Genomic DNA, 23,118 nt, shown 5'->3' with positions numbered 1-23,118 from the left:
GATATCGCGCACCAGGCGAAGCACCTCATTGGGCAAGCCCCGCTCTTCCACCAGGGCGCCACGTGTGTCGAGGTCGATCCTGTCGAGACGCCTGGTCAGATCGCTGAAGGACCGCAAAGCCCAGCGTGTGACAAACGGAACGCCAATCAGGGAAATGGCGACAAGGATCAGCGCCGGCACGCCGATGGCAAGGTTCCCCAACAGCACGGTCACACCATATTGGGACATCGAAACACCGCCAGCAAAAATCGTTGCCTCACCGGCCTCTGTGTCGAAACGCTGCATCCGGGCGACACTCAACGGATCATCCAGGTCGCCATGGAGCTCGAGACTTTTGAACGTCCGCAAGAATGGCATGTTGTCGGCAATTTTCCGGGGAGGAGCGCCGTGTGCGAGGACGATATCTTTGCCCAGATCTGCTACGAACCACAGGTCAGGAGCGTCGTCCATAATCTCCTGAAGCTTGGCCGTCGGCACCAGATGGGTCCGGCCATTTGGCTCAAGACGGACCGAGTCTGCGATTTCCTGAGACAGCCAGATGGATGTGATAGCGACATCGGGTTTGAGGCCGGAAAGGAGATAAAAAACCAGGCCCAGCGAGGTGATAACCGCGCAGAACTGCAGGACAATAAAGCCAAAAGTGAAACGCCAGCGAAGGGATGATCCGGCCGCTTTATTTGTGCTCATGATGATAGTAGCCTATTCCACGAATGTCTTTGATAACAATCTCGGCTCCGTTTCGCCAACTTTCGGCGCAGGCGGGACATCTTGAGTTCCAGTGAGTTCGATTGGATCTCGTCGTCAACGGAATAAACCTGACCCTCAAGGGACGAGCGCAACACAGTACGACCACGGTTTCGCAAAAAGTTTCCATGGAGCGCAGCTCCTCATAGTTGAGCGCACGCCAAACAAAATTGACATGGATAGAGCATGAGACGCGATCATTTCTGACGTTTCCGCCGAAATAAGGATGGCCCGGCCGCCCTTCCGATTCAAAGCTGCAAGGGCGGTCCGTCAATCGTTGCTACGCACTAACGCGGTAACGTATGGCCGCCAATAATTACGTGAAAGTTACGCGGAATTGTCGGCCGTAACCCGACCCATGAAGCTAGCGAGCGGGCCGACGTGGTCGCGCGATTTCTCCATCAGCAACGGCGTTTCGAGAAGGAGGGAATCGTCGTGCAAGTCCATGTGCATGGCGGCCTCACACTTGACGAGCCAGGTCTAGCTTGCATCGTCATCCTGTCTCATTATGGTTGAGATATGTAATGGGGGTGGATGTAAAGGCGGGACATTACCGATCTGATTGTCAGCGGTTCATCGATATTGGCTTGGAAAGACAATGTCCTGATCTATCAGGACATTGAATTTATAGCCCGGCCGGGTCTGCAACGTCGGCTGCACGTCCATATTTCGCTGGATCGTCCGGTCGGCCACTCGCCCGAAGGTCTCGGCAAAATTTCGCCTTGCAGCATCGGAGGCCGTGTCCTGGGTGGCAAGCGTTGAACTCTGCGGCACTGCCATGTCGATGCCGGTTCCGATCAGCGCGATCATGACCGCCGAGCCGAAGGTTTTGAGGTAATGGTTGTTCACCTTGTCATTGAAGCCGCCGTAGCCCTCCGCATCCGTGCCGGCCATGCCACCTATCTGCAAAGTCGAGCCGTTCGGGAAGATGATATCGGACCAAACGACAAGGACGCGGCTTTGGCCGAACGAAACCTTGCTGTCATAACGACCGAACAGTTTCGTGCCCTGCGGGATCAGCAGGCGATGACCAGTCGCGCTGTCATAGACATTCTGGCGGACCTGCGCGGTGATCCGCCCAGGAAGGTCGGAATTTATGCCTGTTATCAATGTCGCCGGAATGACCGAGCCGCGTTTCAGTTCGTATAGGGACTGCTGCGGCACGACGCGGTTCGGCAGATAGCCGAGGTCCTTGAGGTCGGCATTGAAGAAATCTTCCTTGGAGCTCTGTCCGTTGGGATCGACGTTCTGCCCACCCAAGCCAGCGCGCAATGCTGCGGCATAAAGATCGGATGCGTTTGCGCTTGCGGTAGCTGTCGTCGTTCGGGCTCCGGCGCTCTCATCATTTTCCGACCGCGCTTCCAGCTTCCCGCGATCGATCGCCAGCGGCGCGTCAAACGCGGAGTCGCGCGCCTGCATCCGGGCCATCCGCTGGCGTTGCTGCTCGCGAAGAATCTGTTCCTGCTGCTCACGGGCGAGACGTGCCCGCCACACCTCCTCCGGCTCCTGTTCCGAGCCGCGGTTTTGCTGTTTCTGTTCGGGTTGCGCGAACGGATTGCCCACCTTCTCTTCAGCCTGTTTCGTTTCGACCGGCGTCGGCTGGAACGTCTGCTGCTCCTGGGGCTCGCCAATGATGCCGTCAGTAACGCCGCGCTTGATATGGTCGGCATAGGTCGAGGCCGGATTGCCCGAACTGGTGTCAGGGCCGCGCCTCCGCCAGACCGAGAAGGATGTCCGAGCCGATCTTGGCGATCATCACCAGCGCCATCAGCTTCATGCCGACGGAGAAGGCGTAGACCAGATACTTGACCGCGAAATCCTTTGTATGGGAAGAACCACCGAGCCCGAGCATGATCATTCCAGCGAGCAGGCCGACATACATCTCGACCATGACGGCCACGAAGATCGCAGCGACGAGGCTGAACGACACGACGACAACGACCATGGCGAAAACGGCGGCGATCGCCAGCGCGTTATCCTCCCAGAGACCGAACTTCGCCTGTTCCGACATCTTCGTCGCGACACGAATGCCGGCATCAAAGATGTTGGCGGGAGATGCCGAGCCGCCACCGGCACCGATCTGGTAGAGACTGTCGACCACGGCCTTGGCGAACTCCGGTCCTCTGTCGAGGATGAAGGCGAACAGACCGATGAACATGATGCGTTTGACGAGTTCAGCGAACCAACTGTCGAGCGAGGCGGCGTTGATTGCCAGCCATACGGCAGCGATGCCGACCTCAATACCAGCGAGGATCCAGAACAATGAGCGAGCCGCATTCATCACCGTCGTCTCCCAGCCCTTGGCAGCGGTGACGACGGAATTTTCGAGTGTGGTCAAGACCTGGCCCTGTTGTGCCAGTGCCGGCGTCGTCGCCAAGAGGACAACCGCCATCGCGATAAACACCCGTTCGAGCGCGCGGGAAGAGGGAACGGCTACCATCGGGGCTTCATCTCCTGGCCGCCGCGGATGTCGCGGTCGGGATTCCCGCCAAAGAACTCTTCGCGATGTCGGCGCTGTTCTTCATCGGAGGAAGAATTCGTTGCGGTCGTGCCCGACCCTGAGACTGGCGTGGCTTGCGGCTGGACGATGCTCCAGGTGATGGCGCTCGCACCGGCCGCGGAACCGATCGCGACGAGGGCGATAAAGAGGAACAGACGCGGGCTCACCAGCGCGGCTCCATGGTCTGGCCGCCCCTGATGTCACGCTCGGTTCCGCTGAAGAACTGTTCACGCCGTGCTTGCGCCAGATCCTTTTGCGCCTGTTCGGACTGGTACCAGGTCCCCATCATTGTCATCTGCTGGGAGACGAGACCGCGCAGTTTCTGCATCTGGGCGACCTGCTGCGCTGCGATCTCGTGGCCGACCTGCAGAGCCTTCATCTGACCGTCGGCCGTTTCCGACATCGATCTGAGCTGCGACATCGTGCTCTCCTCACTCGAAAACTGCTCGGCCGTCAGGTTGGCGGCCTTGAGCGTCCCGGCGATGGTGTCGCGATTGGTGTCGGACCAGCTCTGATAGGTCGGGGAAAAGCTCGCGCCGTCCGGCAGGTTGCTCTTCATGTCGGCGAAGCTCTGGAAACGCTGCTTCAGGACATCGTCGACATTGCCCATGGAGAAGGCGACGCCCTGTCCCTGATTGACGACGGTCTGGAGGTTCTTCAGATCGCTTTCGACCTGACCCCAGATGTGGTTTGGAAGCTGCGCGGTGTTCTGCAGCATGTTCTTATAGATGTTGAGCTGATTCTGGATCTGCTCGGCGAGCTGCGAGATCTGGGTGATCTGGTTGTTCACCTGCTCAGCGGACTTGCCGACGAGCGAGATCAGTTCGGTATTGTTGGCGAGCTGTGTCCATTCGGTTGCCTGTCCCGTCACGCCGCCGGCCTCAGCTGGAAGCGGGAAAGCGGACGAGAGCGTGAGGGCCACACCGAGCGCGGCGTGCCATATCCTATTCGGTTGGGAAGAGCGTGTCGGCATGGGCGATCCCCCTTTGCTGGAGCCAGTGGAGAGGCCACGAGGCCCCATGTTCAAGATGCAGGGTGCGGATGCGCTTGAGGTCTTCCTTTCCGGACGCTCCGACAAAGGAGAGCGCTACGGGGCCCAGTGCCATATCGAACAGACGGCGCCCCTCGGGCGAGACGACGTAATAGTCTCGCTTCGGGATGGCGGTCGCGACGATCTCGATCTGCCGTTCGTTAAATCCGATGCGCTCGTAGAACTCGCGTGTTCCCGGCTCCCGAGCAGCGCCATTCGGCAGGCAGATCTTGGTCGGGCAGGATTCCTTCAACACGTCGATGATGCCGGAGCGTTCCGCATCCGAGATCGACTGAGTGGCAAGCACCACGGCGCAATTGGCCTTGCGCAGCACCTTCAGCCATTCCCTGATCTTGTCCCGAAACACCGGATGGCCGAGCATCAGCCAGGCTTCATCGAGAATGATCAGGCTGGGCGACCCGGTCAGGCGCTTTTCGATGCGTCGGAAGAGATAGGTCAGGACAGGCACGAGATTGCGCTCGCCCATGTTCATCAGTTCCTCGATCTCGAAGCACTGGAAGGCGCCGAGCGCCAGGCCGTCCTCCTCGGCATCAAGAAGCTGCCCCATCGGGCCATCGACGGTGTAGTGATGCAGGGCGTCCTTGATCTCACGCATCTGTACGCCTGAGACAAAGTCGGAGAGGGAACGACCGCGCGACGTCGTCATTAGCCCGATCTGTCGGGAGATAGCGTTGCGGTAGTCCGGCGTGATCGTCACACCCTGCAGCGCGACCAGCATCTCGATCCACTCGGAGGCGAAGGCCCGGTCGGCATCGGTCGAGAGTTCTGCAAGCGGGCAGAAGGAGAGCGCTTTTGTCTCGCCGTTCGCCGATTGGCCGATATCGCCGCTGATCTGGTAATGGTCGCCGTCCAGCCCGAGTGTCAGCGGCAGCATCGAGCCCCCCTTGTCGAAGGCGAAGATCTGCGCACCGGCGTAGCGCGTCGGAACTGGGCTGCGATCAGTGAGAGCAGGGTTGATTTTCCGGAGCCGGTCGGGCCGAAGACCAGCGTATGGCCAACGTCGTCGACATGCAGGTTCAGCCTGAAGGGTGTCGATCCGCTTGCGACCTGCATCAGCGGAGGCGATCCCGGCGGATAGAACGGGCAAGGCGCGGTGGGACTTCCCGACCAGACCGAATTGAGCGGGATGAGGTCGGCGAGATTGCGGGTGTTGACCAGCGGCTCGCGGATATTGGCATAGGAGACGCCGGGCAGGCTGCCGAGGAAGGCATCCGTGGCATTTAGTGTCTCGATCCGTGCGCCAAAACCTTCAGCCTGGATCAGACGTCGAACCGCCTCACACTTCTCCTGCAGGCTTTGCTGATCCTCATCAAAAAGTACGATGACCGGTGTGTAATAGCCGTATGCCACAAGCTGCGACGAGGCCTCGGCGATCGCGTCCTCGGTCTCTGCCACCATCAGCATCGCGTCTCGGTCGAGTGAGCGCGACTGCGTCTGAAACAATTGGTCGAAGAATGGCCGCACCTTCTGCTGCCATTTCTTGCGGGTGCGCTCCAACTTGGCGCGGGCTTCCTCGGCATCGAGGAAGACGAACCGGGACGACCAGCGATAGGTGAGCGGCATCAGATCGAGACTGTTGAGTATTCCGGGCCAGCTTTCCGCGGGCAAGCCGTCGATCGCTACCACGCCAAGAAACCGGTTCTCCACGAACGGCGTGAGACCGTGCTGCAACTCGGCAGTCACCAGCCAGTCGAGATACATGGGAATGTCAGGCAGACGCACCGGATGGTTTTCCCCGGTGATGCAGAAGCGGATGAACTGGAAGAGCTCGTCGTAGCGGGCGACACGATGACCGCCACGCTCTGAGGTTTCGCGTGTCATCATTCGCCGTATCGACACGACATTGGCGAGATACTGTTCGACCTCGCGGATCGAGGCGAGGAAACTTTCCAGCGCCTTGTCGGCATACGTCGCGGACCGACTGTCAACGTCGGAATAGACATAGCGCGTCAGTCCAGACCGCCTCGGCTCCGGTGGACGCCAGGTCAGGATTAACGCATGCCGGCTTTCGTAATGCCCCCTCTCCTTCTGAAAATGCGCTCGCCGTTCAGCATCAATGGCGCGGGTGACCGGATCGGGGAAATGACTGGCTTCCTCTGTTGGATAATCGCCGGTCGGCACTCTGACAGCCTCAACCTGGATCATCCAGCCGGACCCGAGGCGCGACAGGATGGCATTGATCTGCCGCGACACCTCGTTTCGCTCGGCGTCGGTCGAACTTTCACTGTCCGGTCCGGCAAAATACCAGCCGGCCATCAGCGAGCCGTCCTTCAGGAGAATGACACCCTTATCGACCAGCCCGGCATAGGGAACGAGATCGGCAAAGGACGGCCCGGAATGGCGGAAGGATTTGAGGGTAACCATGTCGTAGTCCCTCAGTACCTGCGCCACGGCGAGGACGTCGCGCGGTAGAAGGTCTTGTAGGAGATATGTCGGATATAGACCCGGCGCATCAGCGGATCGGCCTTGGCCATCATGCGAAGGGCCGCGACCGTGAACAGCCAGACCGCGACGCCGAACAGCGCTGCGTACCAGGTCAGGACCACGAAGATCAGGATGACGGCGGCAAGCGCAGTTAGCAGGACAAGCTCGCGATCGGCGCCCATCAACAGGTTAGGACGTGACAGTGCCCGATGCACCCGCGACCGGATGAGGTTGGAGCCAGCTTCAGCCACGACCCTCCTCCCCTGCCATGGACAGCATCGTCACTGGCACAGAGACGAACGGAGCAACAATCGCCTCGCCATGCTCGCCAATCGAGGCGCCGGTTGCGCCGAACAAAGCGACGATCTGGGTGGCACCGAGCAGAACGCCGCCGACCAGGGCGACATAGCAAAGGCGCCGGGCAAAATCGTTTAGTTCACCGCCGAAGATCAGCATGGCGCCGGCGATCGCGACTGCGGCAAGCGCGATGAACCCGGCGACAGGTCCAGTGATCGACTGCTGGATCTGCTGCAGTGGCGATTCCCACGGAAGCCCGCCTCCGCCTGAGCCCGCGAATGCGGGCTCCGAAATGCTGACGGAGACAGCAGCAAATGTAATCGCTGCGAGAATGGGATTGGTCTTACGCCACATGGCTGTCCTCGTCGATCTGGGCATAATGTTCGGTCTGGTAGTGGTTGTTGCGGTATCCCTCGATGTGGATTACCTCGCGGACCCGCCTCCCCTTCCCCGTCCGCTCGATGGAGACGACGAGATCAACAGCCTCACCGATCACTTCCTGCATGGGTTGCTGGCTCGCTTCTGCCGTCAGTTGCTCAAGCCGACGCAGCGCTGACATAGCGGTGTTGGAGTGGATCGTGGTTACCCCGCCAGGATGGCCGGTATTCCAGGCCTTCAGGAGGGTGAGAGCTGCACCGTCGCGGACTTCGCCAACGATGATGCGGTCGGGCCGCAGTCGCATGGTGCTTTTCAGCAGGCGAGCCATATCGATCGTATCGCTGGTATGCAGGCAGACGGCGTTTTCGGCCGCGCACTGGATTTCGGCAGTATCCTCAAGGATCACCATGCGATCGTCGGGTGCGGCCGAGACGATCTCGGCGATGATTGCGTTCGCGAGAGTGGTCTTGCCGGAGCCAGTACCCCCGGAAATGACGATGTTCATACGGGCGTCGATCGCGCTGCGGATGGCTGATGCCTGTGCCTCGGTCATCACTTTCGAGGTCACATAGTCGTCGAGCGGGATGAGACGCGAGGCGCGGCGACGGATCGTGAAGGCAGGCCCTGAGACGATTGGTGGAAGCAGTCCTTCAAATCGATGGCCACCGATCGGTAGTTCGCCGGAGATGATCGGGCGTTCGCCGTCGGCCTCCGACTGTAGCGCGTGTGCGACGCTGCCGATGACCACTTCCGCCGCCGCAGGCGTCATGACCCCCGCCTCCGCGACACCGTGACCCAGACGCTCGATGAACAGTCGGCCGTCTGGGTTGAGCATGATCTCGACGACGGTGGAATCGTTGAGCGCGACGCACAATTGATCGCCAAGCGCGTCCTGGATTTTACGGACGAGCCGTCCGTGGGAGCGAAGCTGGGTCACGCTGCGCTCATCTCGCAGTGGTCATCACTGGACGACAAAGCGGACCGATAGTTCGATGGGCGAACCCGCTCGAAGCTCTTCTGATCCGCAGTGAGTGCGCCGGCTATAGCGACCGTATTGCCGATAGCCACGGGGTCACCCAACCGCGCCATCGGCCAGCCTGCCCGGTACAGAATACGCTCGAAACGCAGATCTGTGGCGGTGACGATCTCGTCATAGTCATTTGCCATCGACCATTCGATTATCCCGGCGAACATGGTGAGTGTCGCAAGGTGAAGCTGGCCCCCTCCCTTGCCCGCGGCCAAAGTTGTATCGACGCAAAACCTCGAACTTTCGACCATGCGGGACGATGCCAGCAGTAAACCGTTTTTGAGAAGCTGTGGGAAAGTTCTCTCCAGCATGGTCGGCCCCTGTGCAGCCAGAAGCCGCGCGCACCCGATCACGCGTCCACTGTCGGTTACCGCGAGGACGTAGGTGGGGTCGAATTGATCGTACTCGTCAAATTCGCCCGATTTGGTGACTGTGACATCCCATCCAAGGCGACCTCGGAAGACTGTCTCGCGAAGCCGATGCATCTGCGCCAGTTCATCTTTGTGAAAGGCGTATTGATCAGGGGGAACGGTCAGGATCCGCATTTCTTTCTCCGCTTGATTTCACCTTGCGAAGAAAGAGCATCTCGAAAGCGACGTGGCTATCTGCAGATCTGCAGTGGTCAGTGTCAGCAATGCCGCTTTCACTTTCCTTCCTGTGCGTCAAACGCATCGGGCAACGAGGTAGCTTTGGCTTGCAACCCCTAACTTGTGCGGGAAAACAGGTGAATGCCGGCCAGCGTGCAGCGCACGGAACCTCCGGCCATCTCGATTGATGGTATATCGAGGGGAACAATTCTCGCACGCTCTTCGATCGTCTCTCGCTGGGAGGTGTCCAGCGATGCCAGAGCAGTTGTGGACATGGCCAGAATCCGGTCGTTACGCCCTTCGAGTTCCAGGGCGTTTCCCGCAAACCTTTCAATCTGGTCATCACGTAGTTCAATGATCGCCCTGCCCGAACCGTTCAAACGAGCCAGAATCTCTTTCCGTCGCGAGATGTCGCGTATCATGCCGGCGCCGATCAAGGCGAAATCGGTTCCAATGCACATCAGTACATTGGTATGATAGACGGCCACCCCTTTCGCGTCGTACGCGTCGAAGACCATGGGCTCGAAGCCGAACTGCGTGGCAAAGCGTTCGAGCGCGACGGGATTTGTCCGGTCCGAACGAACCGCATACGCGACCTTATCAATGTGGTCGAGAACCATGGCGCCCGTGCCCTCGAGAAACAGTCCGTCGGGTTCCAGTCCAGAATAGTCGATGACCTGTTGCACGCGGTATTCGGATTTCAGCATTTCGATAATATCGAAACGCCGCTCCTGTCTGCGGTTGCTTGCCCGCATTGGATAGATGGCGACATGCCCGCCAGCATGTGTTGAGAACCAGTTGTTGGGAAAGACTGAATCCGGTGTGGTGGTACCCTTATCTTCAAACATGTGGACGACTACGCCGTGATGGCGGAGGGTTTCGGCAGCACTCGTGATTTCGGCATAAGCCTTTTCCGCGATGTCCGGCTGATCAATGCCCGTTGTCTGAAAGCTGTTGTCGCCCGCTGTCTGCTTGTTCACTGTGAAATTATGAGGCCGGATCATGACGACAGCGGCTGGTGCTTGCGCGGAATATGGCATGAGTTCAATCCGCTCCCTGTAAGTTGCCGGGTTCGCGTTGGAGGCCGAAATCCCTCTGCCCTGCCAGCTTGCAGATGGTCAGCGCTGTCTTGTAGGATTTCAAAAATGCCGGGATAGGAAGGAATTCGAAGCGCGAATGGAAGTTATGAGCGCCCGTGAAGAAATTCGGCGTCGGGATGCCGCGAGCGGACAGTGCTGCTCCGTCCGTCCCGCCCCGCATGGGGACAATTTTCCTTTCTATCCCAAGCTCATCAAGGGCGTTGAATAAAAGGTTAGCTGCACGCGGATCGGCAGCAAGATGATCGCCGATATTATCATATGTGTCGGAAACGGAGCTTCGAACCAATCCGGTGGGATATTGCGCGGCAACAAGTGTTGCCACTTCGCCAATTCGCTTCTTGCGCTCTTCAAAGGCGCCCCGGTCGAAGTCGCGGATCATCACTTTCAGCCGCGCCTCGCTGTCGCTGGCGCTGAGATCCTTGAACCAGAAATACCCTTCCCTGCCCGCGGTGTGTTCAGGCGTATCCTTCCGATCGAAATGCGAAATGAAATCAAACGCCATCAAAAGGGGATTTACGAGGACGCAATTGGCTGACATCGGATGAGCGCTGACGCCCGTGAAAATAATCTCGCCAGATGCCGCGTTGAAGTTTTCCACCACCACCTCGCCCTGCTCGCAGCAATCGATCGTGTAGGCGAAATCGCAGGCAAAACGGGCGAGATCGAGTGCCTTTGCTCCCCGCAAGCCGATTTCCTCGTCCGGCACGAAGGCAACCACAATATCACCGAAAGGAGCATCGTCCTTGAATCGCGCGAGCAGGGTCATGATCACCGTGATCGCCGCCTTGTTGTCGGCGCCAAGCACGCTTGTACCGTCACCGAAGATGATGTCTTCGCCCCTCCAGGGTTGTATTTCCGGATGATCAGCTACCCGCAGCCAGATGTTTTGATCCTCATTAAGGCATAAATCGCCTCCGTCGAAACGCTTGATCTGCGGGTTGATGCGCGGCGATAGCCCGACATCGACCGTGTCGAGATGTGCGATGAAGCCAATGCGCGGCGCATCCGGATTTGAGCCGCGCCTTACCGCCGTCACGATTGCATTATCGTCAACAAGCACGTCTTCTAGACCGAGCTCCTGAAGTTCCTGTGCCAGCAGTAAGGCGAGTTCCAGTTGTCCCGACGTTGAGGGCAGTTCGGCTGCTTCTGCATTGCTTTGGCTTTCGATGCCGACATACCGGAAAAACCGCTCGAGAAGCTCGTCCCGTATCCTGGCTTCGGCGCCTGCCGTGGTGTCCATATTCTGTTCTCCGCTCGTAATCTCTGAAAGGCCGCAGTTTGAAGATCTCATTCCGCCACTCCACGAGGGCCGGCAAGGCATCTCGCGCGGTAGCGTGTCTCAGGTGATAATGGCTCAGAGCCGTAAAATGCCAACGTCGTCCCGGACTTCGATCATCGTTCCAAGCGCGGCAGACTGTGCCTGAAACCGTGTGAGGATGCGGTCCGCTCTCTCCTTGGTCGCAAGATGGGGGGCAAGACGTTCCTCCAGCCGCGAATGGCTCAGACCCTCCTCGCCGCCGATGACAACCGGATGGAAATCGATCCCTGTGAGGCGACTGTCAGTGTCGAAGTTGCAAACGCCGATCACACTCTCCCAAACCTCCGGTGCATGCCAGGTCGATTTTGACGGAACGTGGAATATGAAGTTTCCCAGACTGTAGAAGATCGGTCGCCCATTATAAATCTCCAGTGGCTGAAGGACAGGCGCGCCGTGGCTCAGGAACATAGCGGCGCCCGCGTCGATGCAACTGCGGGCGACGGAGCCAACCCAGTCGGGGACCGTGTACCAGTCGGACGCCCAGTGATGATGATGCAGATACGCTACGACCAGGTACCCCTCATTCGCAGCTGATGCGATTTCCCGGAGGTTTCGCTCCATGTCGGATTGGTCGATACGCACATTCCGACCAAAACGTCCCGCCCGCTTGAAAATTGTCCGACCAAGCGCCAGTTCGTCAACAGGATCGACGAAGGGCGGATCATTCGGTTGACTGTCATTTGAAAGGTCAATCGCCGTATATCCGACCTTGTCCCGGATCGCGCTGAGCTCTTCAAAGGCATGATCGTCGACTTCAATGAGCTGCGAAAGTTTGAGCCGGTTGATGCCGGGGCGCGCGGGCCGATGTTCATCACCGTCAGTTGCATACATGAGATCAGGCCCAGGTCCGCCATCCATCGCAACCATCGCCACACGCGTTTTGGCGATCACTCCCCTCCCTGCCTGGGCCGCCTGCCGGTGATCCCGTCCGATCCCTGCATGCAGCATCCGGCGCCGCTCCACTTCGTCCAGGGTTGCCAGAACCCCGGGCGGTCCCAGGTCGAATGCATGGTTGTTGGAGAGCGCCAGAGCGCGAAAACCCGTCTCTACCAGAGCATCAAGCACGATCGGCTGGCTGCATCCGAAAAAGGAACCCTTCAGCGGCCAGCCGCCATGATCTCCCAGAATTGTGCTCTCGAAATTTGTAAAGGAAAGATCTGCTTTTCGAAGGAGGTTCCGGACGGCCTTGAATTCCGCGGCATCGATATTCCGGATGTCGTGCTTGATGAGAGACTGGCCAGTGACGGCCACATTAAATCGTCCTGTCATATGTTTTTGCCTGTGCTGACCGCCGAAGGGCGGCATGTTGATGGACAAGCGCGACAAGGGCGCTTGCTGAGCCTAGCGTCTGGAGACCTGCGGGATGTTCCGCTGAGGTCCTCAGGTCGTGAACTTTTCTGGGCGGGCGTCGATCAGACTTCGCGTGTAAGGATTGCGCGATGTCGAGAACACTTCGTCGCAAGGGCCGCTGTCCTCGATTTTGCCGTCCCTCAAAATGAACACGGACCGGCAGAGCTGTTGTACAACCGCCAGATCATGCGAGATAAACAGCATCGAAAGGTTCTGGCTCTTGACGGTTTCTGTGAGCAATTCGATGATCTGGGCCTGTACGGAGACATCAAGTGCCGAGGTCGGTTCGTCGGCGACGATGATGTGCGGACGTGCGAGAAGCGCCCTTGCGATGCAGACGCGCTGTTTTTGCCCACCGGAGAGTTGGTGCGGATACCGCGCAAGCAGGCCCGACGGAAGCCCGAGCCGTTCCATCATCGCGTCGAGCGAGTGCTTTCCGTTGTCGTCTTTTGCGCTCGCCCCAAAACGGAGGCTTTCGCGCAGGGTTTCCCCTAAGCGCATTGTCGGGTTCAACGAGACGGCCGGATCCTGAAAAATCATCTGCACCTGCCCGAGCAGACCGCTGCGGTGTCCCGGTCGCGTCACGTCGTAAGGGCGGCCTTCAAGCATCATGGTTCCCGCCGATGCCGTTTCCAGCCCCGCAACGATCCGGCCGAACGTCGTTTTTCCGCTGCCACTTTCCCCGATTATGCCGGTGATCTCACCACGTCGCAGCGTGAGGCTGATATCGCTCAAGGCATGGCGGGAGGACCCGCGCGCTTTCCCGATCAACGAAGACAGCCCGCTTGCGAAGAAGGTCTTTCCAATGCCTTCGACGACAAGAGATGGTTTGGAGGGTTCTTCTGGAACGGGGTCCATGTTGTCCCGCCGTTCTCCCTGGAAGCTTGTCGCGTCACTCTGCCGGGTGTTCAGACGTAACCGGGGAACCGCCGCCAGAAGATCGCGTGTGTAGTCCTCGGCGGGATTGTTGATCAAAGCGGTGGTGTCGTTTTCCTCGACAACCTTTCCCTTCCGCATCACCAGGACCCGATCAGTCACTTCAGCGACGACGCCCATGTCATGGGTGACAAGGACGACTGAAACGCCCGTCTCATCGACGAGGGTGCGCAACAGTGCCAGGATTTGTTTCTGGACAGTCGCATCCAGCGCAGAGGTTGGTTCGTCAGCAATGATGACGTCAGGTGATCCGGCCAGCGCCATGGCAATCACCGCCCGCTGTCGCTGTCCACCGGAAAACTGGTGCGGGAAGTGACCGTAGCGGCGCTCGGGACCGGGAATTCCAACCCGCCCGAGGAGCTCGAGCGAACGCGCTCGCGCGTCACCAACGGACAAGTTCCCGTTATGGGCCCGGACCGTCTCCGCAATCTGGGCGCCAACACTCATGAGTGGGTCGAGGGAGGCGGTGTGATCCTGGAACACTGCCGAAATCCGCCGGCGCCTTCCCAACGCGTTTGGTTTCTCGAAAGGAGCGACAGGGGATCCTTCAATGGCGATCACTCCTGATGCCTGCTCGATGTCCGGCGGAAGCAGGCCCAGTATGGCGTTTCCAACCGTTGATTTTCCGGCACCCGACTCCCCGATAATTCCCAGAATCTCACCGCGTGCAAGTGTAAAGCTGACGTCACTCAGGATTGTCGAGTACCCGGTGGACGACCAATGGCGGAGGCAAAGATTGGTGATTTCCAGAAGAGGCACGGCTTTGTTGTTCGTCGCAGGTTTCGTGGATGCTGTCGCCAGGCTGTTCATCGTGGCTTGCTCCTGGGGTCGAGGCGCAGGCGAATGCCCTCGCCGGTAAAGTTGATCGCGGCGATCAGGCAGAACAGGGCGAGGCCCGGAAACAGGCTGATCCAATGCTGGCCGGTCAAGAGATACTGAAATCCGTTTGCGACCATCGATCCAAGCGACGGTTTGTCGAGTGGAACGCCAAGGCCGAGGAACGATAATGTAGCCTCAAGTGCCACAGCATGGCCCACTTCAATCGGGATCAGACTGATGGCCGGGGCAATGCTGTTTGGCAGCAGGTGTCGGAATAGTACCCTTCGGGCAGGCAGCCGCATCAGGCGTGCTGCGTCCATGTATGGCTTTCGCGTTTCACTAAGGGCGACGCCTCTCACCAGTCGAGCATAGCTGGCCCATTGTGCGATCACGAGCGCAAGAATGATCCGGTCAACCCCCGGTCCAAGCGTGACGATCGCAATCAGCGCAACGAGGATTGTCGGAAGGCTGAGCTGCAGGTCGACCAGGCGCATGATCACGGCGTCAACCCAGCGTCCGAAATAGGCGGCGCTGACTCCGGCAGTCAGGCCAATCAGGGCAGCGAGGCCGGAGCTGGTAAGCGATACAATGAGACTGATGCGTAAACCATGGAGAATGGTGCTGAAGATATCCCGCCCGAGCCCATCCGTGCCGAGGAGGTACATATAACCTCCACTGCCCACGGTGCCCGGAGGCGATGACGCCTCCCACCCGAAAATCTGGAGAGGATCATAGGGGTTTTGCGATGCAATCAGAGGTGCCGCGAGAGCGGCCGCAATGAGGGTACAAAGGACAATCGTCGAAAGGCTGGCCGACGTATTCGAAAACGATCGTCGTTCCGACGTCCCAGGCCTCGTCCTGAGCGCCCGAAGAATAAGCGGTTTCATGATATTCCCCTTCTTATGACGACAGCCGCACGCGTGGGTCGATGATTGCGTAATAGAGATCGACGAGTGCGTTCAGCACCACAAAACTTACGGCGGTAAAAGTCAGGCTCGCCATCACGACAGGCCGGTCGAGCAATTGGATGGAATCGATAAGGAGCTTGCCGATCCCCGGCCAGGCAAAGATCGATTCAACCACCACGGCGAATGCGAGCATTCCGCCGAATTGCAGGCCAATCACGGTGACAAGTGGCACGCTGATGTTCGGCAATGTGTGAGCAAACAGGATCCGCCTCGGAGAGAGGCCTCGTGCCCTGCAAAACCGCGTGAACTCCTGCTGTTCGACCTCGATCGTGCCTGATCTCGTCAGTCGGGCAATCAGTGCGATGTTCGGAATGGCAAGCGCCAGCATCGGGAGGATCATGTGCCACAATCCGTCTACGGTCAGAAAACTCCATTCACTTCCGGCGAAAATTGCCGTTGCACCCCTTCCGCCCGACGGGAACCAGCCCGTCAGAACCGCACCCGTCAGGATCAGCATCATGCTAAGCCAGAACGAGGGGATGCTGAGAGCAAACACGCTGCCGTTGAGGACTGTGCGGTCGAGCGCCGTTCCTTTTCTCCGACCTGCGACGAGGCCGAGTCCAACCCCAGTGATCACCGACAGAAGCATCGCCGCGCATGCCAGTTCCAGCGTTGCCGGCAGTTTGCTCAGGACAAGGTCAAATGCCGGTTGATGGTAGATATAGGATGTCCCGAAATTGCCGTTGACGACGTTTTTCAGGAACAATCCATATTGTTGCCAGATCGGCAGATCGAGCCCCAGCGCCACAGTCGCACGCCTGATATCCTCTGGCGTGGCAGTTTCAATGTTGACGACATTGAAGACCGGGTTGCCGATGCTGTGGATACCGATGAAGCCGATCAGCGACATGACAAGGAGCAGCAGCAAGGCCTGCCCGAGCCTCGCAGAAACGGTGGAAATCAGACCCATGAACTTACTCCGTCGCCGCGATCGCCTGCATGGCCGTCGTCCAGCCGCGCGGGTGCATCACATACGATCCAACTTTCGGGCCGTAACCCACGATATGATGGAAGTGATAGAGAGGGATGATCGGCTGGTCTTTCAGCGCGAGCTCGGTCGCTTCTGCAAGGGCAGCGTTCCGTTCTTCGCCCTCTTCAATGCCTTCAGCCTCTGCGAGAAGCGCATCAAAGGACGGATCGCGATAATGCCCGAAGTTCAGCGCACCCGTGCCGCCGTCCTTGTCCGGAGACGCAAGCAGGGCTCTAAGGATGACGTCCACAGCTTCGCCAGACGTCCCACCGTACCAGGCGGCATATTCGCCAGCGGCGCGCTTGGTGTTGAATACCGAGAAAGGCGATGCCTGGGGCTGGACAGAGACGCCGACGCGCGCCCAACTCTGCGCAATGGCCTGAAGGCTGTCGCTATCGCCGGGGTAGCGACCGGCAGGTCCGGCAAGAACAACATTGAAACCGTCCGAATATCCCGCCTTCGCAAGCATTGCCCTGGCCACATCATAATCGGGGGCTTGTGCCTTCAGATTGGGAGAGGTGCCCGGCAATCCTTCCGGGAAAACCTGTGACGCTGCGGTTCCGTATCCAGCGAGGATCTTTTCGGCAATGACCCTGCGATCGGTGGCAAGCGCCAGGGCCTGTCTCACCCTTACGTCGCGAAACGGGTTGGAGATCGACGCACCGGATTTATCGGTAACGCCCGAAACCTTCTCTTTCTCGACGTCGAATTGCAGAAAATTGATGCGAGCCGCACTGATGCTGGCGATGTTTGCGCCGCGCTGTGTCAGCGAATTCACGTCTCGTGCCGGGATTGAGTCGGCGACATCGACGTCACCGGAAGACAAAGCCGCGACACGCGCCGCTGGACTTTCCATCACCCTGAAGGTCACCATTGGCCATGCAGGCCGGCCACCCCAGTAGTCATCGTTTCGCTTCAGTCGCAGTGTCTCGCCGGAGCTCCAGCTTTCGAACCGGTAGGGGCCGGTCCCAACCGACGTGCGTCCAGAGTTGAGTTCATCCGTTGTCTGAAACCCCTCCCCCGCTTTGTGCATGATGAAGACCGAAGACATCAGCAGAGGAAAATTTGGGACAGGCCCATCTGTTTCGACGGCGACCGTCAATGGATCCGCCGCCGTGACGGACTTGATACCCGTCACGTAGGAACGGTAACCTCCGCTCGGTGACTTCAGGAAGTTGCGGATGCGATCGATGGAATAAACAACATCCTCGGCCGTGAACGGCGATCCGTCGTGAAATCTGACACCGTCACGCAGCCTGAACTCCCAAAGTGTTTCGGAAATCATCGACCATGAAACCGCTAGCCCGGGCTTGAGGGCTAGTTTTTCATCCTGATAAACTAGGCGCTCGTAGATATTCGACAGCAGCGAGGTGTTCTCGTTTAGGTTTGCATAATGCGGGTCAAGCGTCATCAACTTGTAAGATGTCGCAATGCGCAAGTCTGATTGGACCTGAGCGTTGGCCGGAATTGCAGGTACGACGAGGATGGTGAGTGATAAAATGGCCGCCGTCATTGCCATGGGTCGAAATGCGTTGGCGAATTTGATCATGGAGTTCCCTTTTTTGTCGTTGGAATTTGGACAGCCGGAGTTCTTGCTGCGGCGAGGCCGAAGCGTGGTTCAGCAGTCGAAGCTTGAATCGGAAATTCGACGGGCCTTCGAGCCCATCGGCTAAGTGTAACTATTTTCGAATTTTACAGGAGGACGGCGGCCTTCCCCTTTTGATCCCCTGCCCTAGTTGGTTGGACAACTGCATCCATCAGGCATGACGACTTGTTGGCTAGGCCAGAAATGGACATCGAACAACGCAGAGGACCTGAGCTGAAATCTGCTCTCGCGAAATTAGGCATAGTTCTGCTATTGTCGGAATCAGCCATGATCCGAGCTCCCTAACAGCTTGATTGTGGTCAGGTCGGGTATGGTGTTGACGCACCTGCCCGATCGATGAACTCCAGTTTTCCCTACAGAATGATAGAAGTCAATCAGAAAGTTTGCCTTGGCTACAGAACCTCTAATAACTAAGGAACAATGCCGTGGGGCACGGGCGATGCTGGGCTGGAGTCAGGGAGAACTGGCAAAAGCCGCGAGCGTTTCAAGGCAGACAGTCGCAGATTTCGAGAGAGGCGCTCACCTTCCGATTAGCAACAACATTGCGAGTCTCGTGAAGGCCTTCGAGCAAGAGGGGATTGAATTCATAAAAGAAAACGGCGGCGGGGTAGGTGTTAGGTTCAAGAAGGCACGTTAATGAAACGAGCCCTTAGGGGTCGAATCGACCAAGGCGATAGATGGCCTCACTCTCAGCCAAGCCCGCTTTCCTGGAAGGCGACCGCCGCCCTTATGACTGGATTGGAGGGGACCTTGCTAGTTCCGTTTCCATCCTTAGCGGTCGTTCGGATGCCGCGTGATGAGGTCTATGACGCTATTCTGCGTTATGACGACAAGGCAAATCGTCGCTGATATTACAACAGCCGCTTGAGTCTATTCTAGCCAGAAGGTTCGTCGCATCAAACCGGATAGCCGTGCTGGCTAAGCGGGGCGTTTCCGCTAATCGTGAGGTGGTTCGGATCTGCGGTCGCCGAACAGTTCACCTCGTTGAACGAAAAGAGATAGGCACTATCTAGGAGTGATGCGAAAAATCGACAAGAGCGATATCGAACTGATCAGGACGTGGATGTTGTCGCCTGCGATGACGCTGGGATCGTCCGTTCGAGCGAAAGGCATTTTGCAGGAAATGCAGGCGCGACTGCCTGCGACGTTGAAGAAATCCATCGGCCTGGAAAGCAACGAGATCACCCTTGCGATGCCCGCTCGCAACAAAAATGCGTTCGATGCCGCCGTAAGAACCGTGACAGGCGTGTTGATAGAAGCCGAGGCTCTTCCGGTAATTCCGCGTGAGATACAGGACATCCTCGCTATCAAGACGAGCGAGCGACATCGCTGGCTCGCCGACGGGCGTCTCAAAAGCGCCGGGACGAGAACAGTGCGGCTGAACGGACGTGCCCGGCGGATCACCTTCCATATCTTCGACCCGAAGGTAGTCGAGGACCTTCTCGATCGGGGGGCCGTAGAAGAATGGCGGATTGAGGACGCCGAAGCGAAGGCGGAGAAGCGACAGAAGGCGGCCTACCAAAGGCGCTTGGCTCAATCGCTCAAAAAGAACAAGAAGGCGGGTCACAAGATCGACGAAGGTGCGGCCGAGCTTCGTGGATGGGGTGAATTCGACCGAGATGGGTTTCTTCGGTAAGCAAATCCGACCAAGGTCGCCGACAACACGATATTGTCTCAAGCGATTTCGCGGGGGCCGCATTTGGACGCACCCTCAGCGGTGACTGAATCCTCTGCTCTTTGATTTCTCTTGACGTGCCCCCAATAAATTAGGCCATTTAGAACTGGAATTTTCCACTTATGATCCCTGGTGGGAAGAAGAGGAGAATTCGATGAAGGCCTCGAAGTTTTCGGAAGCGCAGATCGCATCCGTGTTGAAGCAGGCAGAGGATGGCACGCCGATCGGCGAGGCGTTATCCAAACAATCTGGCCCGTTCCGGGCAACGACGTCAAGCCGCGTTCAATTGTTTGACCATCAGGATTTCCTTGAAGTGAACGTCCTTCTCACGGTATCCCTGAGGGACGGTTCCGATGTCCGTAAACCCCGCGCTCCTATAAAACCTTATGGCTCCAGCACGGTCCTCCCTAACCCCCAGCTCGATCTGTCTTATTCCGTGTTGCTCGGCATATCGTACGACTTCGCACAGAAGCAGATCTGAAAGACCGGCCCCCCGATATCCCTTGTTCACGTAAACCATTTCAAGCTTTGCGCGATGCCTCATCCTTGCCGGTTCCAGTTGCTTTAGCGCCATCAAACCGATCGGTTGGCTTTCGACAAAAGCAACGAAAATCGGAATTGTCATCCTCTTACGCCATTCTGTATCCGGGAAGCTCGCCCAATCTTCATAAACGCTCGCGAAGGCGTTCGGCTCCATTTTTAGTGCTTCCAGCCGGATCCGGCGGAACACATCCGCCTCCCCATCTGAAATTTTCCGGATCTGCCATCTCGCTCTTTCCATCGAGCGTCCTCCCTTGATTAGTTTCTATGCCCACGCCCACTCGGGCGATGCGGCCTTGACCCGTTGACTTGCAAGATGACCGCAGATCTCCCGCCAGATCGGATCGCCGGTGAAGAAGGCAAGATCGCCTGCGGCCATTTGCAGTGGCAGCTCACCATATGCCGCAGCAACAGCCAGCCAATGTCCGGGGTCTTCAGTTTCCTGAAACGGAAAGGCGTTTGCTGGCCGTAGAACGCGATGGCCCCACATGCCGCCGCGCCGGTCTTCACGCATGGCAGCCAGAAGCGCACGGTCGTGGTTAGCGTCAAGTGCGGCAGCAACGACGTATCGCATCAGCGGATGGTAAATAGTCTGTCGACTACCTCCAAGTAGCCTGACACCCGGCAGGATCGAAGTGACCAATGCGATCATCAGCAAATTCGGAACCAGCTCGCGCTGGCGTAACGATCTTGCGACATGCTCAGGGGTAAAGGGGACGCGGAAGGTTGAGGGAGTTGAAGCCGTCAGCACGCCGCGATCGAGGTGAAGCGGAATGATCCGGCCGTCCATCAGTCCCCAGAAAAAGTCAGTTGTTCGCCTGATCCAGCCTGCCCAAGGACCCTCGTTTAGCGCATCGATGGTCGCAAGCATTTTCTCCGCAGCTTGATCATCGCCCGCGAAACGCCTCGAAAGCCATGAATCCGGGTCGTCGAAGTGATCGGCTACAAGGTCTCCCACGTCCGCATCGTTGAACTGGAGCAATCGCAGTGACAAGGGGAATGACTTCTTCCAAAGTGCCTCATTAGCGGCGATGATCGCGTCGGCCGCCGTCGGGAACTCGGCCTCGGGCAGCTCGTTTCTTAGCCATGCGGCGTTACGATTTGTGGCCGATACGGATTGGCGCGAACGATCGAAATGATAGGGACCATTGCGGCCACAAAGGCTGGTAGACCCCATGCGCCGTTTCGATAAACCAAAGACATTGACGAGTTCACCACCAACATCCAGCCAACCAGGCCCCTTTCCTGGTCTCTCCGTAAATTTGACGGTCGAGCAGCCGAAGTAGAGGTGCCACCGGCGCTTGTGTGAACTTAAACCCAACGCGCTGAACAGATGCGTGTAAAATGCTTCCGGATCCACAATCAGGAAACAGTGTGGTCCGGTTTGCAGCACCGGTATCTCTGACATTTGCCGGGCAGCGTCTAGCGCCTGGTCTTCATCAGCGCCGGCACGAATTGCCACATTGCGGATCAGCAACTGCAAACGCCCCATCGCATCGTTACGAGCGGCGCATTGTCCTCTGTGGACGTTATCATAGACCGCATGGGCATAGTCCAGGAGCGGGCGCTGCCAGAACCTTTCGAGTTCGGGCATCAGAAGTGTGAGTGCCTGCCTGACCTGCGAAGCGGAAATTCGAGATGCTACAAAGCTGTCACTCATACGTCCGACCTCCCCGCAATAATCATGCCCCAGCCTCCTTTGGCTTTGCCGGTTGAGGGGCGCGCCATTGCCAGATTTTCGGGAGCGGCTCGTTGTTGTCGTCAACAATGGTCTTTGGTACCGGCTCATTGCAGAAGTCAGTGGGTAGTGCCGGCTTTAATAGTGAACCAACGAAATCGATCATGGAGCGACGGGAATTTGACGAGACGATCGTATAAAAATTACCGCTATTCCAGGTCATGATGCTGTAGCGGAAGGACAGGCCAAGAGCCGCGATGGTCGTCGCCATATCGACCTGGAAATCCACCATCGTGTTGAGGATTTCTCGCTTCTTTTCGGTGATCTGACCTGGTGAAAAGAATCGCTGTTTGAACACCTCATCTTTGTGGCGTTCACGCTCTGCATATTCCAGCGGATCTGAATGCCGCAGCTTCTGCACCTGCACGAGTACTCCGCTCTGCTTGAGTGAGCGGGCAACAAACCGTATCTGGTTATCCCTGTCGCTCCCGTACATCTGGAACGTCGTGTCCTCGATAAGAACATCAAACCCGTGGCGAAACGGCTCGAGGTCCCGGTCAGTGGCGATGCGCTCAGCATCGAGCTCGAAGAATGGACCTTCGAAGAAGTGGGCGTACTCACTGCCGCGTTTTTCATAGAAGCACACTCGGTTGGCAATGGTCGGACTGCAGTTCAGCGTGTTGATGCGCCCGTCGCCGAGCTTCGCAAGCGAACGCGAAAGACTGCCGGCGCCAGCTCCCAGTGTGTATAAGGTTGCCGGCCGGCTCTCTTCGGCCCAAACCCTCAAACAGAAACGGAATGCAGCAGCGGCAATGCGGCACTCCTCCTCAAGACGATAAGGAATACTCGCGAAATAGTGTTGCTCGAATTTGCCCCATAGGCGCCGGTGCGTGTCTGCAAAGCTTAGACAATCTAGATCGAATTGTAATAGATCGGCCGACGCGGCCGGCGCACCATATTCAGGCGCACCCGATAGCCCGCTTGCCGTTTTCTCGAAGAAGTCGGCAAACTCATTCAGCCTCGGTGCACGCCGCCACGCGTTTAAGATTTTGTCGTCCATCTTGCCAGTCCTCGCCTGCGCCGAATTGCGACGCGCTTTAGTTTGGTCAAACGTGGTCAGACTGCGGCAGAACGTGTGACGCCGGCGGCG

20 protein-coding genes and 4 pseudogenes are annotated in these 23,118 nt (G+C 58.0%); 2 read left to right on the top strand and 22 right to left on the bottom strand.

Annotated elements, in window-relative coordinates; translation table 11 throughout:
* The 19 genes and pseudogenes from DA915_RS27280 to DA915_RS27195 form a co-directional block, all read right to left on the bottom strand.
* Positions 1–687: pseudogene (locus tag DA915_RS27280) on the bottom strand (sensor histidine kinase); the annotation flags it as partial.
* Entirely contained in the window at positions 684–842 is a 159-nt protein-coding gene (locus DA915_RS27275) for a hypothetical protein (RefSeq protein ID WP_371412730.1), read from the bottom strand. The gene DA915_RS27275 and the pseudogene DA915_RS27280, both read right to left, overlap by 4 nt.
* 229 nt (positions 843–1,071) lie before the next feature.
* Entirely contained in the window at positions 1,072–1,197 is a 126-nt protein-coding gene (locus DA915_RS29420; protein WP_256387741.1) for a hypothetical protein, read from the bottom strand.
* 120 nt (positions 1,198–1,317) lie between these two features.
* Positions 1,318–2,451: pseudogene (gene trbI / locus DA915_RS27270) on the bottom strand (IncP-type conjugal transfer protein TrbI); the annotation flags it as partial.
* 1 nt (position 2,452) lies between these two features.
* A pseudogene (gene trbL, locus DA915_RS27265) lies at positions 2,453–3,184 on the bottom strand (P-type conjugative transfer protein TrbL); the annotation flags it as partial.
* A complete protein-coding gene (gene trbK / locus DA915_RS27260; protein WP_107677873.1) occupies positions 3,178–3,411 on the bottom strand; it encodes an entry exclusion protein TrbK in 234 nt (77 codons plus the stop codon). The pseudogene trbL and the gene trbK, both read right to left, overlap by 7 nt.
* Complete coding sequence (trbJ, locus tag DA915_RS27255; RefSeq protein ID WP_107677872.1) at positions 3,408–4,217, bottom strand: P-type conjugative transfer protein TrbJ; 810 nt, start codon at positions 4,215–4,217, stop codon at positions 3,408–3,410. Before trbJ ends, trbK begins: the two co-directional genes overlap by 4 nt.
* Positions 4,189–6,659, bottom strand: a pseudogene (locus DA915_RS27250) (conjugal transfer protein TrbE). Before DA915_RS27250 ends, trbJ begins: the two are co-directional and overlap by 29 nt.
* Positions 6,660–6,670: 11 nt before the next feature.
* The gene (locus DA915_RS27245) at positions 6,671–6,970 is read right to left on the bottom strand and encodes a conjugal transfer protein TrbD (RefSeq protein ID WP_107677871.1); all 300 of its coding nucleotides are present in this window, start codon (positions 6,968–6,970) and stop codon (positions 6,671–6,673) included.
* Positions 6,963–7,370 (bottom strand): conjugal transfer pilin TrbC, encoded by a 408-nt coding sequence (gene trbC, locus DA915_RS27240; protein WP_107677870.1) that lies wholly within the window; start codon positions 7,368–7,370, stop codon positions 6,963–6,965. Before trbC ends, DA915_RS27245 begins: the two co-directional genes overlap by 8 nt.
* Positions 7,360–8,331: a P-type conjugative transfer ATPase TrbB gene (trbB, locus tag DA915_RS27235; RefSeq protein ID WP_107677869.1), complete on the bottom strand. Its 972-nt coding sequence runs from the start codon at positions 8,329–8,331 to the stop codon at positions 7,360–7,362. The genes trbC and trbB overlap by 11 nt, the downstream gene beginning before the upstream one ends.
* Positions 8,328–8,966 carry an acyl-homoserine-lactone synthase TraI gene (gene traI / locus DA915_RS27230; RefSeq protein ID WP_107677868.1) on the bottom strand — a complete coding sequence of 213 codons (639 nt, stop codon included), beginning with the start codon at positions 8,964–8,966 and terminating at the stop codon, positions 8,328–8,330. Before traI ends, trbB begins: the two co-directional genes overlap by 4 nt.
* A gap of 158 nt (positions 8,967–9,124) precedes the next feature.
* The gene (ctlX, locus tag DA915_RS27225; protein ID WP_107677867.1) at positions 9,125–10,048 is read right to left on the bottom strand and encodes a citrulline utilization hydrolase CtlX; all 924 of its coding nucleotides are present in this window, start codon (positions 10,046–10,048) and stop codon (positions 9,125–9,127) included.
* 4 nt (positions 10,049–10,052) lie between these two features.
* Positions 10,053–11,348 carry a peptidase T gene (gene pepT / locus DA915_RS27220; protein ID WP_107677866.1) on the bottom strand — a complete coding sequence of 432 codons (1,296 nt, stop codon included), beginning with the start codon at positions 11,346–11,348 and terminating at the stop codon, positions 10,053–10,055.
* A 114-nt stretch (positions 11,349–11,462) separates the two neighbouring features.
* Positions 11,463–12,695 carry a CapA family protein gene (locus DA915_RS27215; protein ID WP_107677865.1) on the bottom strand — a complete coding sequence of 411 codons (1,233 nt, stop codon included), beginning with the start codon at positions 12,693–12,695 and terminating at the stop codon, positions 11,463–11,465.
* Positions 12,696–12,806: 111 nt separating this feature from the next.
* A complete protein-coding gene (locus tag DA915_RS27210; RefSeq protein ID WP_107677864.1) occupies positions 12,807–14,522 on the bottom strand; it encodes an ABC transporter ATP-binding protein in 1,716 nt (571 codons plus the stop codon).
* A complete protein-coding gene (locus DA915_RS27205; protein WP_107677863.1) occupies positions 14,519–15,418 on the bottom strand; it encodes an ABC transporter permease in 900 nt (299 codons plus the stop codon). The genes DA915_RS27210 and DA915_RS27205 overlap by 4 nt, the downstream gene beginning before the upstream one ends.
* A 13-nt stretch (positions 15,419–15,431) precedes the next feature.
* Complete coding sequence (locus DA915_RS27200) at positions 15,432–16,409, bottom strand: ABC transporter permease (RefSeq protein ID WP_107677862.1); 978 nt, start codon at positions 16,407–16,409, stop codon at positions 15,432–15,434.
* Between the two features lie 4 nt (positions 16,410–16,413).
* Positions 16,414–18,018 carry an ABC transporter substrate-binding protein gene (locus tag DA915_RS27195; protein WP_371412729.1) on the bottom strand — a complete coding sequence of 535 codons (1,605 nt, stop codon included), beginning with the start codon at positions 18,016–18,018 and terminating at the stop codon, positions 16,414–16,416.
* 496 nt (positions 18,019–18,514) lie between these two features.
* Here DA915_RS27195 and DA915_RS27190 point away from each other — a divergent pair, with 496 nt between their 5' ends.
* Together DA915_RS27190 and DA915_RS27185 are read left to right on the top strand one after the other, a co-directional pair.
* Positions 18,515–18,712 carry a helix-turn-helix transcriptional regulator gene (locus tag DA915_RS27190; protein ID WP_107677861.1) on the top strand — a complete coding sequence of 66 codons (198 nt, stop codon included), beginning with the start codon at positions 18,515–18,517 and terminating at the stop codon, positions 18,710–18,712.
* Positions 18,713–19,093: 381 nt separating this feature from the next.
* Positions 19,094–19,711 (top strand): hypothetical protein, encoded by a 618-nt coding sequence (locus DA915_RS27185; RefSeq protein ID WP_107677860.1) that lies wholly within the window; start codon positions 19,094–19,096, stop codon positions 19,709–19,711.
* Between the two features lie 310 nt (positions 19,712–20,021).
* Here DA915_RS27185 and DA915_RS27180 read toward each other — a convergent pair whose 3' ends face one another.
* The 3 genes from DA915_RS27180 to DA915_RS27170 are packed head-to-tail and all read right to left on the bottom strand — an operon-like array spanning position 20,022 to position 23,028.
* Complete coding sequence (locus DA915_RS27180; RefSeq protein ID WP_107677859.1) at positions 20,022–20,531, bottom strand: GNAT family N-acetyltransferase; 510 nt, start codon at positions 20,529–20,531, stop codon at positions 20,022–20,024.
* A 24-nt stretch (positions 20,532–20,555) separates the two neighbouring features.
* On the bottom strand, positions 20,556–21,950 hold the full coding sequence (locus DA915_RS27175; protein WP_244600796.1) for a hypothetical protein: 1,395 nt from the start codon (positions 21,948–21,950) through the stop codon (positions 20,556–20,558).
* A 22-nt stretch (positions 21,951–21,972) separates the two neighbouring features.
* The gene (locus DA915_RS27170) at positions 21,973–23,028 is read right to left on the bottom strand and encodes a class I SAM-dependent methyltransferase (protein ID WP_107677858.1); all 1,056 of its coding nucleotides are present in this window, start codon (positions 23,026–23,028) and stop codon (positions 21,973–21,975) included.
* Positions 23,029–23,118 lie beyond the last annotated feature (90 nt).

Origin of the sequence: Agrobacterium sp. LAD9, assembly GCF_003031125.1 — a bacterium.
Taxonomy (GTDB): domain Bacteria; phylum Pseudomonadota; class Alphaproteobacteria; order Rhizobiales; family Rhizobiaceae; genus Agrobacterium; species Agrobacterium radiobacter.
Note: the sequence above shows the minus strand (reverse complement) of the source record. Positions and strands in the feature narration are given on the sequence as shown.